Annotated in this window: 11 protein-coding genes; 8 read left to right on the forward strand and 3 right to left on the reverse strand. The window is 33.6% G+C overall.

Going from position 1 to position 14,576, the window contains the following annotated elements; genetic code table 11:
* The first annotated feature begins 55 nt into the window (after positions 1 to 55).
* Genes ACM46_RS09330 through ACM46_RS09340 form a run of 3 tightly spaced genes read left to right on the forward strand, consistent with a single transcriptional unit; the run spans position 56 to position 6,544 of the window.
* Entirely contained in the window at positions 56 to 1,129 is a 1,074-nt protein-coding gene (locus ACM46_RS09330; RefSeq protein WP_048506385.1) for a ComEC/Rec2 family competence protein, read from the forward strand.
* Complete coding sequence (locus ACM46_RS09335) at positions 1,126 to 6,009, forward strand: P-loop domain-containing protein (RefSeq protein WP_048506386.1); 4,884 nt, start codon at positions 1,126 to 1,128, stop codon at positions 6,007 to 6,009. Before ACM46_RS09330 ends, ACM46_RS09335 begins: the two co-directional genes overlap by 4 nt.
* 4 nt (positions 6,010 to 6,013) lie before the next feature.
* Entirely contained in the window at positions 6,014 to 6,544 is a 531-nt protein-coding gene (locus ACM46_RS09340; RefSeq protein WP_048506387.1) for a hypothetical protein, read from the forward strand.
* On the opposite strand, the gene ACM46_RS09345 is transcribed toward ACM46_RS09340, so the two are convergent.
* Both ACM46_RS09345 and ACM46_RS09350 read right to left on the reverse strand, forming a co-directional pair.
* A complete protein-coding gene (locus ACM46_RS09345) occupies positions 6,541 to 7,077 on the reverse strand; it encodes a hypothetical protein (RefSeq protein WP_206541003.1) in 537 nt (178 codons plus the stop codon). The two genes, ACM46_RS09340 and ACM46_RS09345, sit on opposite strands and share 4 nt — an antisense overlap.
* A 33-nt stretch (positions 7,078 to 7,110) precedes the next feature.
* Positions 7,111 to 7,674 (reverse strand): hypothetical protein, encoded by a 564-nt coding sequence (locus tag ACM46_RS09350; protein ID WP_123892192.1) that lies wholly within the window; start codon positions 7,672 to 7,674, stop codon positions 7,111 to 7,113.
* Positions 7,675 to 8,893: 1,219 nt separating this feature from the next.
* Here ACM46_RS09350 and ACM46_RS09355 point away from each other — a divergent pair.
* From ACM46_RS09355 to ACM46_RS09370, 4 genes are all read left to right on the forward strand, one after another.
* Positions 8,894 to 9,928 (forward strand): PIN domain-containing protein, encoded by a 1,035-nt coding sequence (locus ACM46_RS09355; protein ID WP_048506389.1) that lies wholly within the window; start codon positions 8,894 to 8,896, stop codon positions 9,926 to 9,928.
* A 207-nt stretch (positions 9,929 to 10,135) separates the two neighbouring features.
* Positions 10,136 to 10,504, forward strand: coding sequence for a winged helix-turn-helix transcriptional regulator (locus ACM46_RS09360; RefSeq protein WP_048506390.1), 369 nt, complete (start codon positions 10,136 to 10,138; stop codon positions 10,502 to 10,504).
* Positions 10,505 to 10,883: 379 nt separating this feature from the next.
* Positions 10,884 to 11,102 (forward strand): tautomerase family protein, encoded by a 219-nt coding sequence (locus ACM46_RS09365; protein WP_048506391.1) that lies wholly within the window; start codon positions 10,884 to 10,886, stop codon positions 11,100 to 11,102.
* An 18-nt stretch (positions 11,103 to 11,120) separates the two neighbouring features.
* Entirely contained in the window at positions 11,121 to 11,855 is a 735-nt protein-coding gene (locus tag ACM46_RS09370) for an SDR family NAD(P)-dependent oxidoreductase (RefSeq protein WP_048506392.1), read from the forward strand.
* Between the two features lie 155 nt (positions 11,856 to 12,010).
* On the opposite strand, the gene ACM46_RS09375 is transcribed toward ACM46_RS09370, so the two are convergent.
* Complete coding sequence (locus ACM46_RS09375; RefSeq protein ID WP_048506393.1) at positions 12,011 to 12,709, reverse strand: DUF1826 domain-containing protein; 699 nt, start codon at positions 12,707 to 12,709, stop codon at positions 12,011 to 12,013.
* Between the two features lie 665 nt (positions 12,710 to 13,374).
* On the opposite strand from ACM46_RS09375, the gene ACM46_RS09380 reads away from it, so the two are divergent.
* Positions 13,375 to 14,517 (forward strand): helix-turn-helix domain-containing protein, encoded by a 1,143-nt coding sequence (locus ACM46_RS09380; RefSeq protein WP_048506394.1) that lies wholly within the window; start codon positions 13,375 to 13,377, stop codon positions 14,515 to 14,517.
* Positions 14,518 to 14,576 lie beyond the last annotated feature (59 nt).

A 14,576-nucleotide genomic window follows, 5' to 3' on the forward strand; every position in this document is an offset into this window, starting at 1 on the left:
CACGTAAAAAGTTAATTGATGTTTACGTAAATAACCAATAAAAAATATATTAATCATGCTTCAAAAAACGCACAAGATTAGTTTCCATTATTACGACACGGGAGGTGGTGATGCAATCCACATTAGATTTTTAGGAGAAGATTCGAACTGGCACAATATACTAATTGATGGAGGTTACGCTCGTGAATATAAAAATGCTTTTGCTCAACTTATTAAAGAAATTTTAGCTGCTGATGAAATCGTTGATTATTGGATAATCAGTCATATTGACAGAGATCATATCGGTTCAGTTTTAGGTTTCCTGCAGGATAAAACCATAAAAGATAAGTCCAAGGCTGTTAAGGGATTTATATTTAACAGTACCTCCGAACCTATCCAAATACCCCGTGAGAAAATTTCAGTCCGTGATGGCATAACATTGAGAGAATATATCAAAAAGAGTTATTTTCAAACTGAAACGTCTATTAATACGGAAACAAATCCAATTGAAGTTTTTGGCCTGAAAATGACGATACTTTCGCCTACGCCTGAAAAGCAAAAAAAAGCGGAAGATTTATGGACCGAGGAAGAGCGGACAATGAAAATTGGAAGAAAAGCTTCACAGTCAGACCATGCGAAAACTATAGCTGAACTTAAAGACCTTCCGTTTCATCAAGATAAGGATGAGGTAAATGGCAGTTCTATCGCTACCCTTGTTGAATTTGGCGACATTACGGCTTTACTTTTAGCAGATAGCCATCCCTCAGATATTGAAGATAGTCTTTCTGCCTTGCGGTACAGTTCAACAAATCCCATTCCGCTCTCCTTTATGCAATTATCTCATCATGGAAGCAAAGCAAACACTAGTATTGAGTTATTAGAAATGGTCAAGACAGAAAATTTTGTTGTAACCGGTAACGGAATCCATAATCAACATCCAGACAAAGAAGCATTGGTAAGGCTATTAGAATATGGAAAGAAAAACGAAATAAAAATTAAAATTCATTATTCCTGTGACACAAAGGAATTGAGAGATCTATTTAAAATTGATGCAAAGATAGAAACGTGTTACGAATTTGAAACTACCTATAAAGAGATTGGTCCCGAAAACGAACTATTTTTATTTGAAGAAATCACTGACAATATATGAATCTAAAGTTACCCCAGCTTTCTACCATCAGAATTCAATGCAATGAAGACATTGGGACCGCAGTTATATACTTTCCAGATGCTGATACTGATTATGTATATATTTTAACCGCTAAACATTGCTTAGTTGGAGAAAAGTTTAACAAAACATATTCTAAAGAAGGAATACTACTGGATCAAATTTTTAATGATGAGTCTTTGACCTATCATTCATATGTTCTTTCAGATACTGCAGTCGTGATAACCTCTGTAAATAATGAAGAAGATCTGGCCTTAATTATTGTACCTGCGAATGATATAGTAGCGCTAACCGGAAAAAGGTTTTTCAGTCAGGTTATTGATGCGGATGATACTATCCAAGAATATACAGTTAGGGGATTCGCAAATTTTAATGATCAAAAAGACGACCAGCCTTTTTCGCTTAAATTTCTTGAAAATAAAAAGCATAATCCGAATATTTTTACATTGCATCATGAAGGATCACTAGATACTTTTTATCAACAGGCCATGTCAAATGTAGCTGGTCTTTCAGGATCAGGAGCATATGCCGATCTGTTCGGAAATCTCTATTTTGTAGGAATAATTCATACTTACGTAGATGGAAATACATTTATAGCAACGAAGGTTTTAGCTTATAATAACCTCATTGATCCTAACAAATTCAAACTCATCGAAGAATTGAAACCCGAAACTAATCCTGAAATATTGGATAGTTATGGGAAAATGGATAAAAATAGAGAAATAATTAATTTGAGAACTAGGGAGACAGTTGGTTCATTCACTGTTCATCGTGACACATCCCTTTTGATTCGTGCTATTAAAGAAAATAATCTTGTCGTTATCCATGGAAAGCCCGGTGTAGGAAAATCAGCTCTGGCGAAAGCCGTCGTGAAAGAATTAAAATCCGAAGGTGATTATACTGTCATTACGCTTACTCCAGAAAATCTCTACTGTAATACCTTAGATGAAGCGATGAAGAGTGCCGGATATAATGCGACAATCCAACAAATTGTCGGTAGTCCTTTATCCGCACGAAATGTTTTGATTTGGATTGAAAGTTTTGAAAAATTAATAGAATCCGAATTTTCGGGGGCATTTAATGAATTGCTCCAAATTATGAAATCAAATTCGCGCATAATTCTTTTAATAACAGTTAGGGAATATTTATTACAGAGGTTTCGCATTCATTTTTATTTTGAGCTTCCAAAAAATAATACATATTTAGAAGTCAATGATTTTAATGATGGAGAGATACAACTAGTTCAGGATGCCATCCCCCAACTTAAAACATTACTTGAAAACCCAAAAATCAAACATTTACTTCATAACCCCTATTATCTTGACAAGGCAGTTCGTATTATTCCTTTCCTGGAAAGTGAGCAACAATTAGATGAAATAAAATTTAAGAAGTTGATGTGGCAGCACATAGTAGAGAATGGAAATACCGCCAGAGGAGCTGTTTTTTACGAAATTTGTGTAAAAAGATCACGAGAAATGTGCCTCTTCACCGACTTTCCAGGAAGCGAAGACACGATTTCTCAACTTTTGAGGGACAATATTATACAACAGAACGATATCGGAATAAATCCTGAATATAGTCCCTCACACGATATTTTAGAGGATTGGGCGCTGATAAGATTTATTTCAGAGCAAAAAAAGCTGATGCCAGACAGTAGAACTTTCTTAGAATCCATGGAAAATAACCCTGCAATAAAAAGAGCATTTCGGTTGTGGATGGAAGAGTTCTACCTTACTGAGCCGGTCAAATCGGTAAGTTTCGTTCATGAACTTTTGCAAGATAGCTTATTGTCGCAATCATGGAAAGACGAACTTTTAGTTGTATCACTCCGTTCCAGGAATGCTGCAATACTTTTAGATGCACTAAAAGATAATCTTCTTAACAACGAAGGGCGATTCCTGAAACAGATAATGTTTTTACTCCAGATCGGATGTAAACGTATCGACCCGGCCAAACAAAGTTTAGATCAGTTATTGCCAACAGGTTCCGGATGGGACTATATTATTGACTTTATTTGGGATAATTATGCTACAATTTCATCGTTCAAAATCGATACCGAATACATAGCACTTATTGAGGCGTGGTCGAAACAACTACCTGACTTCAATCCTCAAATAATCCCATCATGTGCCAAAAGTGTTGCCAACTTTTTGGAAGACTTCGTTCATCGAGTTCAGAAAGCATTTATTGGAGCGGTAAAATATGATTCAGTGAGCTCGGTATTAGAGCCCTATGTAAAAATAATCTTTCAACTGACCGCTTCGGACCCTTCGTTAGTTGAAAACTTAATACAGGCTGCTAAAAACCCACATGTTGGAAATGAGCGATGGAATAATATCCAATTTTTAAATCAAATTCGAAAATGTATTACTGAAGGCGTCATGGCTGACCAAATATGCCGTTTTTTCCCACATGATGTATTGGAGATTGCGAGGGAAGATTGGTTAAATAAAGAAGAAGATAGAAGACCACCTTATACTCCTATCCATTTTCGTAGGTCCGATGCAAGGGATTTCGGTTTGAGCCGACGATTTAATACCGAACATGGTTTTCCAAGTGCCTATCACACATTTTTTTATTGGATGTTTCTCTATCATCCAGATAAAGCATTAGATTTCATTATCATTTTTTTAAATGCTGCGTTTGAAAAAAACCAAAGCGTTTTAAAATCGCAAGGTGAGGATATTGAAGATATTACCGTAAGCTTCCACGATGGCACTTCGAAGTCTTATTATGGGACCTATGACTATTGGTCTATGTATCGAAGTAAAAGATCTGAAAACCGGCATATCGCCTCCTTATTAATGGCTCTTGAAGCTGGACTTTTAGACTTAATTGGGGAAACAACAGATCAACAATTAAAAGGGTACCTTCAAAAAATTATCAAAGAATCTAACAATGTTGCATTTCTGGGAATTACGATAAGTGTAATACAAGCACATCCTGAACTTTTAGATGAAAATTCGGTTTGTTTATTAGGTATACCAATTTTTTTCTGGTGGGAATCAAGCCGATGGATGTCAGAATTATATACTAATGAAGTATTCAATGATGATGAATACGAGAAAAATGAAAGAACCAAGTCCAATTCAAAAGTTCACCGGCGAAAATACTATCAGGGCCTCGTAGGTTTTGTTTTTGATTATATGTTTATCTATCGGACCCATAATGATCTATTATATAAGGAAATTGATAAAATGTGGGAACAGGCTCCAGCTGAGGAATTTCAATGGAGAAAGTTTCTATTTGATATGGATGCCCGTAAATACCAATTTATACCAGTTGAATATAACGGTAAAAAAATGCTCCAGATTCAACCAGCCTATGATGAGGAAGTTCGAAAAAATGTGACAGAAACTAATGATCTTGACACAATACCAGCTGTTAATGTTATCTGGGCAAAAGATGCGTATGACAATAAACCTATTGATGATCACCATTACGAAAAGTGGCGAGAAGGATATGATTATATTCAACAATCAAAGGGTCACTTTGATTTTATGACTTCGAAAACTCTGATGGCATCATTAGGTTTACGCGATTTTTTTACAGAAATGGACGAGGAGCAATTAGTATGGTGCCGGAAAATAATCATGGACTTTGCAGAAAAAAATCTGATGGGCCAAGAATCTATGGATATGTATCTTGACGTTTTTGGTAAGCAGGCGGCTCTTACTGGTCTTTCATATAATATTAATTACGGAACAGACGAAAAAACTATACTGAAAATAAAGGAATTAATTTTTCGATTGCTTATAAGTGGATTGGACGAACAGGAACGAATTGCGCTTCAAGCTGGGATAGCACATCAACTCGTAAAAGATGATCCTGATTTTGTATTAAATTGCTGGTATGGCCTGTTATCCTTCATAGAATACAAAAAAGAAATGAATTCTATTGAACAACGCCGCAGGGATGCTATGTGGATGTACGGGGAGGAAACGGAAAATGAGAATACAGATGTTGTAAAGGAGGAAGAATTTGTGGATCATTTAACAACAGTGGTTCTTAATGGCAGTATTGAAAAACCTGCAAAACTATCATTCACTCTTGATATGCCCACTCACTGGCTTCTTGATGATGCTCTGCGCATTATACCTTGGACAACGACAGTTGCGGAACAACATAACATGGTACAAGAAGTTCTTAAACTTCACCTGGAATTTTTAGGAGACAAAAAATCTTGGAGCAAGTCTGATTTTTTTGAAAGTAGACATGCATTCACGTTCTTCTATCCAAGATTTTTACTTTCACAATCCGTTGAAATTTCAAAGCCTCTTTTTAAGGAATTATTGAATCTTACCATAACTGAAGACAAAAAGCTAAATACCACTGATGTAACAAATTATTTGTATCGGCTCCTCAAAGAATTTATCCGGTCTGTTGCAAATGGCTCACCTAAAGATAATTTTTGGGCACTCTGGGATGTTTTACGAGAGTGGACACTTGAGAATGAAACAACGGTTTACATACCGCTCTTTTTTATGGATCTTGATTGGACTGCGGAATCGGAAAATTGGCATGTGCTTGAAGGAAAAAGCCTTTATTATAAAGAGTTTATTACCAAATATGGATTTAACAAAATAAACGAGTGCATCAAATTTTTGAGTGGTGTGGCTTTTCAGCAGTTTATGCCGGAATCTTTAAGTTGGGTGGCCTTGATGCTTAAAAGCCAAAATGCTTACGAAGTGAATAGGAAGCTATTGGAAAACTTCGCTGAGAAAGCTTTTTACAAATATGGAAACGACATAAAAACTAACAAAGAATTGCTGGCTGATTATCTCTTTATCTTGGATTTTCTAATAACTATCATTTCCCCAAAAGCATACATGTTGAAAGATGAATTAATACAGTACAAATAAAAATATGAAAATAGAAATCATTGTAAAAAATATCAAAGACGCCATAAATGTTCTACTTGAAAAAGAAACTGGTAATCTAGCAAGAGGTCTTAATGAACTTAATATTTCTACTCATCTGGCCTTTTATTTAAAGCCTTTTTTCCCCCAGTTCGACGTTGATCCCGAATATAATGGTGACATAGATAAGCCAAATGATAGGAAGGCGCTGGATATAGCAGAAAATCGCATGATGGAAATAGGTTTTAAACCAAATGAAAATGATAATTACAAAATAAGTCCTGACATCATTATTCATCGAAGGCAGACAAACGACCATAACTTAGTTGTAATCGAAGTAAAAAAGGACAGCCATACAAGAAAACATAAAGAATTTGACCTGATTAAACTTGAACACCTAACCATTGATTTTCTTGGTAATCATTACAATTACAAATTAGGTATAGCAATAATTTTTGGAACTAAAAAGAATACGGGCAAATACGATATTCGTTTTTTCCAAAACGGCAGGGAATTCCTGGAAGAAAACATAGTTTAGTACTTATAATCTATGTATTTTAATAATTGCATCACTGAATAGTCTATTTTCATAATGTATTCGTCTTCGCCGCCGTAGTCTCGTAGAAATCGGTCAGAAAAACCGTATCCGCCATTAGCTTTTGCTTTTTTTAATACATCGCTAAGGGGGTAAAAGGTATTTCTGTATTTCCCTTTATTGATTTCCAATGATGGCAGACAATCTTTTGTATCGCATATAATCCAATAGCCTTTTCGCTCACCGAATCTTACAGCCGAATATGCCGTATTTGTAAAGCTCGCAATGTATTCTGCTTTAGATCTACGGGGAATGCTTCTGATCAGTATAGGTTTCGTCTTTGGGATGAAATTTCTTAATACAATTTCCCATACGTCATAATAAGCCTTAAATTTTTCACTTCGGTCCGTATAGACCCAGTTACAGATAAAGGTTATTGTATCGGCTGAAGGTATGATATCTTTCTCAAAAATATCAATTAGGTTTTGAGCTATTTCTTGCTTTTTGGAAGTTGTTAGGCGATAATAATCCTTCATGATTGCTTTATTTTTTTGGGAGAAAAGGGTAAATTAATTATTGTATTTAATGTAGCGCTCTAAAGCGCTTTGATATGCGAGAGAATCTATAATTCTGTCGCTCGGAAGACTTGCAAGATACATTTCCAAAAGATCTTCCGTCGCATTATCATACTTCACTCCAATTACACTTCCAAGGAAAACAAAAAGAAAATTTTGACCAAAATAAGTATATGCTGCAGATTGGTATATTCCTCCACAACCTTGTTGTTTTTTATTATTTGATTCAAATGCTGGGATTAAATTCGCAAAATATTTGTTAAAAAGAGCTCGTAATTGCTTTTTATTTTCAATCGCAAAAGCGGGATATAAATCTTCAAAAAGCTGATACCTAATGTTGATAAACTCTCTCCTGAATAATGGATTTTCGTCTTTAACGACATCAATTCTAGCATCAGTGATGGTTTTCCAATCAGAATATCGGTCAAGTCTAACCTTGTCAATATTTGCTCTTTCTGCTGCTTTAAGCCTTTCAATACCGTAATAAGCGAGTATGATTGTGATTGTTGCGGCAAACAATCCATTAAATTTGCTGAATTGATTAATGTAAAAACTCATACCATCAGGTGAAAAGTCGAAATGATTTTCGAACAGTAACCTTTGAGTTGAAATAAATGCAATAAATGATAATACAAACATGCATATGGCAACCAATATGATTATAAATCTGAAAATAGACCCGATGTTCAGAATTGATTCTAGGTATCGATAAATAAGTTGAGAAATACTTTTCATTATTGGTCGCTTTTATAGATAACTAAGATATAAAAAAATAGTAAAATTAGAAGAATGATAATGCGTATCAAATCGTTAGTGTGTTCAACTAAATTTTTAACAGAGGAATCAGCTGTAAACTTACGAGTAAAAAAAGAATGGTGTTAATCAGAAAATAAATAAAACATCAGCAAATAAATCATTTACTTCTTCACAAATATTTCATCTTGTGATACAAAACGTCTTTTTAATTCACAAAAACGATGGTGAATTCACCAGTGATTTCACCACCGATCTAAAGTTATTTTTGGATAAATAAAAACTATTAAATACTTTATTAAGCTGATTATCAATGCGTTGAGAAAAATAAGATAATATCAATAACTAACTGAATAACAGTTATATACGCAAAAAAAACTTACTTATAAACTGGGCATTTTGTCCCTCATTTTTAAAATTATAAAGTTTAAACACAAGTATGAACTTAAAAATCTGTCAGAAATGAGCAATTTTTACTATTATCAAATCGTCAAAATATAACTCATTTTTTGATCATTATGCTTCCTAAAAAATTGACAATAATTTCTTGAATTACAGTGGGAAATAATGAAAGTTGTTTCTATTATATTTTGTTCATTTTTATAAAATCCGTAAATTTGTAAGAGTTATTATTGGTTTGTGCGAATTTATCCCTTATATGTCCCTCAATGGTGACAGACCATTGAAAACTAGGACTTTCCAAGTTCTGCATCGGGAAGTAGATGTGGTATTTTAGATTTCAATTATAATAATATAAAATCCCTTTGAATGTGATATTTAAGGGGATTTTTTTTTAATGTGTGATTAATTCCTTCAGTTAGATTCTTCATACCTAATATTTATAATCAGAATCAAACAACAAAATAAAATGATTTGTAATTGTAAATCAGATAGATAATGTTGGGTTTTTATATTAAAAATTGAGGAATTATAGGGTGAAATAATTGTGTCTTACAAAGGTTAGTATTTATAAGGTATAATCTTTTTTTATATTTTAGGTGGTATTAAATTAAATTTAAAAAGAATGGATATTGTTTTAGATTCAAACATTTATAGAGGAGATTGGTATTTAAAGTCAAATGATCTTACAATTCTTAGAGATTATTTGGGTAAAACTGATTCGAGTTTTGTTTTGCCACAAATAATTTTAGAAGAAGTAATGGGATTATATAAAAGAAATTTAGAAGAAGAAATAAATTCATTATCCAAAATATCAGAGAACTTAAATTATTTGTTAAATAGGGTACTTTTGAAGGAATTGGAAGTAAATATTGAACAAGAGTCTGAGAAGTATATAAACCTTTTGATAAGAAAATTAGGTATTACAAATAGCAAAATAGTTGAATATGATAATGACTTTTTACCGAAAATAATTGAAAGAGCAATACAAAAAAGAAAGCCATTTAAAGATGAAGATAGAGGATTTAGAGATTGTATAATATGGCTAACATTACTAAAATATACTGAGAAATCACATGAAAAGCAGATCGTATTTATTAGTAATAACCCAACTGATTTCGGAGACAATAAACAGAATCCTATTTTACACCCTGATTTACAAAAAGATTGTGATGAACTTAATATAAAAGTCAATTATTTTAAAAGTATTAAAGACTTTACTGAAAAACACTCTAAGAAAATAGATGAATTTGATACCGATTGGTTGTCTAAAAATATTGATATAAGTTTATTATCAGATATAGCAAGAGAAAAAATAGACCAAAGCAGTCCTCATTATGTAAAGAACTGGTTCGAATGGAGAACAGAATTAGATAGTGCAGATTCTTTTAAAACAATTAATGTAAACTTTAATGATTTTGAAGATATTTTTATTTATGAAATGGTAAATGGAGATTTTATAATAAATTTTACTGGATGGGCAGATACAAAAATTAATTTTGAATATTACGATTATGGTTATTTTGAGAATACAATTAAAAATAAAACAGAAATAGCTAAAACTGTTTTCTATGTAAGTGCTGTTTACAAAAATAATATAATTGAAGAGATAGAAATAAATGATTTTCTTATCAATAAAGAAGGAAAATTCGGTCATTAAATATGATTAGTGAACTCGGATTTTCTTATTTAGTTTTTGAACTAGATAACTTAAAATTGAATAAAAAAATATTAAAGTAAAATAATAATCTACAATAATGTCAAACTTAGAAGGATTAGGTTTACAAAACTTTAGGACTTTCGCTAAGACGGAGTGAGTATTTAAATACAATTCCAGTTGGTGGGATATTAAAAAAATTATTAACTGATGTACGAAAGAAAAATAGAAAAAGAATATAGCTGTGGGATAGAAATTACTAGCGAGATTATCGGTGGAAAATGGAAACCTACATTGATAAATTTGATCCATAGCGGTATTATCAGACCCAGCGACCTGCAACGCGCTATGCCGGCCGCATCAAGACGTGCCCTTAATATCCAGCTGAATGAATTGCAGGAGCATGGCATCATTGAAAAAAAAATATATCCTGTTTTACCTCCGAAGGTAGAATATACACTAACAGATTTCGGTAACTGCCTGCTTCCGATAACACTTGCCATGGAGGAATGGGGAAATAAGTACAGTGATCATTTCAAAAAACTTCTTGAACTAAAGAAAGGAACGGACCATAAATAGCCTCGCTATAGGGAAAAATTTTGCCGTATCTGAATCGTTATGCCGTTATTGTGACAGCTTTTTTTTGATGCTAACTTTGCAACAAAGAAAATGAGTTATGATTAATTTATGCATACGGGATAATTCACCCATTGATAATTACTCCTATACAACATAGGAAAACAATTAAGATTTTATTCCACCTGGGAAAGTTGCAAATCTGAGAACTTCCTACTCAATAATCAGACACAGTATCGTTAAATAAAAACGCATCAACAGTGCATTGCACAAAATGGGTGTGTGGGATCGGTATGTTTAAAAATGGATATCGGATCCCCGAAAAAGTACTGTAGATCCTGCAACATGCAACAAAATATACTAACATAAAAACAACATAGTTATGCCAGTCATAAAAATTGAACTTACACGAGAAGGGGTTACCCGGGAACAGAAACAGATCCTTATAAAAGGGGTAACCGATTTAATAACAGAGACATTGAACAAAGATCCTCATCACACCCATGTCATCATTCAGGAAGTTGAACTTGATAACTGGGGCTATGCCGGAGAACAGGGTTCAGTGATAAGAGAAAAGGCTTTAAAGCAAAATAACAAATAAAATTAAATTTTTAAAATAATGAAAAAACAGACAATTGTAGTTACTGGTGCCGCATCAGGAATAGGGAAGGGAATAGCAAAATATTTTTTAGACAAAGGTGATAACGTAGTGATTAATTCATTGTCATTAGAGGCACTTGAAGAAACTTTTAATGAACTGGGAGCAGGTGATAACCTTGCGATGGTCGCGGGCGATGTAAGTGATAAACAAACCGGAGAGCAACTTTTGAAAGCCGCAATTGAAAAATTTGGCTCTGTGGATGTACTGATCAACAATGCAGGTATTTTTGACAGCAGACCATTTTTAGAAGTAGATGAAGACTATCTGAACAAGTTTTTGAACACAAATTTCAAAGGAACCTATTTCACTACGCAGGCGATTATTCCTCAAATGCTTGATCAAAAGGATGGTGTTGTCATCAATATCGGGACACCTCTCGTTACTCACGGTTTTGGAGGATTGCCTGCTACAGCGGCTATTTCAAGTAAAGGTGCAATTCATGCGCTAACGGTTCAGTTGGCGGCAGAATTTGGAAAACAGAACATTCGTATCAACACCATAGCGCCGGGAATTATACGTACACCGATGCATGGTGATAATGCAGATCAGAGCGCTGGTTTACACTTACTGAACAGAGTAGGAGAAATTGATGACATTGCAGAAATGGTGTATACTGTTGCAAAAAGCAATTTTATTACCGGTTCAATAATTAATGTTGATGGGGGTAAAGGTGCCGGACGTAACCTGAGCTAAATTTGTTCGTTGAATACTCTTGGTGTTCTAAAATTTACAGTATATTAAGGCAATAACAATAGCTTAATACGGAAAGACCGATATCTTATCTATAAGTAGGATGTCGGTTTTTCTGTGTAGATACAGTTTGATTGACATTGACAATCCAATCACCCTCAACAAATCAAAAGCAGCCTGTACTCACCATCATTTTCTACGGGAGCCCGGTGAACACACGGTAAAACTTTTTGTTCAGGATGATCTACTGATATTTTCCAAAGATGTCCCAGTCCTAAATTGACAGGTTGGGCATTGGGGTTAGGCTGATAATGCAGATCAAAATAATATTCCTCCAAAAAAGCTTCAAATTCCGCTTCGGGACCATCGTGTAATTCTTTAAGCTTTTCTCTGATTTCAGGGATTAAAACTTTTTGCGTAGCCTGGTCATTAGGAAGAATCTCACTGGGAGCTCCGTAATAGGTACATAAAAAAGTTTGGGTGCCAATTGGTGAGCGGTCTACATGATAAGAATAGACATCGGTTGAAATAAAATCGAACTCCTCATCCCGGTCATAATTTTTGAGTAAATTCAGAGAGGGCAATGCTCCGAAATCCGTTAATAACTGTAAATCATTTAAAATAATTTCCCTTGCAGCATTCCCGTTTTCTGATAACTGAAGAGATAAAAGATCTTCAGGATACACTTCTGTTACATTTTCCTTTAACTGAAGTTGGTTTACAATTTCCTTAAAGTCTCCCGCCAGCTTCCTGTCCCAGCAGATAGCATTGATGGTTCCCTTAAATTGGGTATTCACAAGTTCAGAAAAAGAAGAAACCACTTCAATTTGATGGTTGCTGGAAAATGTATCGTTCATATTTTGGAATAACGGATTGAATCACTTAATTCTTTGCAAAAATAGGGAATAGGTTACAAGATGATACTAAGATTACATTTGTTTTTATCAGTCAACCTGAACTCGGGATAAAGCTTTCTGAATGAAAAGCTATACAAAAAGCTTTAATATGATGATTTTTCATACAAGTGAATGAACCTATCTAATTAATACTCAATTTTGTATTACGTTAATAAACGAAGTGGCTCTGTTTATCTTAAAAAACACTCAAAAAGAAAAAACTTTGTTTTGCTTTGCGATAAATAATAGCGTTTTAATAATCAGTAGTTTAATGCTATTCCTTATTCCGAAATCAGATTAAGTTATGATTAATGTATTTGTTTTGTACACTTTGGTTATTAATAAAGTAATATTTATAAATCAGAGCTCTTCAATTTTGCAGCAATAGCCTTCGAATAAAAGCTTCAGACGATGCTTAAAACGCTGTTTCTCCATAAGATCACTCACTACACTCATTTGTAGTATTTGCTTTATACATGGTCTTTTTCTGTGAAAAATGTAAACAACATCTATCTAATTTTTATATTTGCAGAGGTTCTGCTTCGAATAATAGTTGCCGTCATAATTTCGGGAACTTTATGAAAAAAAGAAAAAAATAATTGCGAGACACAAAAAAAGAATAAAGAATGGATAAAAGTAATGTATTAATTATCGTGACGGTAATTTCCCTCTTCGTTTCATTATTTCTGGCACTTTTTCTGGTTACCGTTAAAACCAAATACAAGACCAGCAATTCTCTTTTTGCCCTGTTCCTGATTATAATATCAATGGATATTTGTGAACCTTTAATAAGCTCACTGTTCGACCGCCCTTCCAATCTGGGAATGCTTAGAAATACATGTGCTTTTTTACAAATTCCCGTTTTTTACCTCTATGTTTTATCAGTTTGCTATTCAGATTTCAGAGTGAAACCCATACATCTGCTACATCTGCTGCCATTTTTAATAGCGAATGTAGTTTTACTGCCCCATTTTTATATGGTGGATATTGCTTCTAAAATTAATTTTATCATAAACCGTCAGAGTTCATTGGAATTGAAATTCAACCATATTCTGATCCATATTCAAATAATCACCTATATAATTGCCGTTTTTATGATACTGAAAAAAACAAAAAAATTATATCTTGAGAATTATGCTGGTACCAGTATCAATTCCTATCGATGGCTGCTCCAGTTTACGGTTGTACTGGCTGTTTTGTATTTAATTGCCCTTTTTAAAAACATTTTTAAATTTTCAGATTATCCATACATTTCAGACTGGATAAAGATTGGACTTATTGTGTTCCAGCTGTTTATGGTTTGCTGGTATTTATTCAAAGCATTGAATAATCCCGGTTTATTCAGAAGTGTTGATTCAAAGCTGCAACTCGTTTCAGATATTGTTTTGGAAGAAAAAAAGAACAACCCTCAAACCACTGAGAACGAAGAAGAATTTAATGCTGAGGTGATGAAATTGAAGAAATATATGACGGAAGAAAAGCCATTTTTGAATCCATCTTTAACCATTCAGGATGTTTCAAACGGGACCGAAATTCCTGTTCGAGAGCTCTCTGTTTTAATCAACCATAAATTGGGACAACACTTCTACGACTTTATTAATTCCTATCGGATAGAAAATGCAATGGATATTTTAAAAGATGCAACCAAGAATAAACTAACGGTCCTTGAAATTCTGTACGAAGTAGGTTTTAATTCAAAATCTTCCTTTAATACGGCTTTTAAAAAACATACAGGAGCGACTCCGACTTTTTACCGTAAAAGTCTGTAATTTAGTATTTTGTAATTATTCGAACTGGTTTTTGAAAGGATTCGTACTCATTTTTTTAA

It is taken from the genome of Chryseobacterium angstadtii, from assembly GCF_001045465.1.
Lineage (GTDB): Bacteria > Bacteroidota > Bacteroidia > Flavobacteriales > Weeksellaceae > Chryseobacterium > Chryseobacterium angstadtii.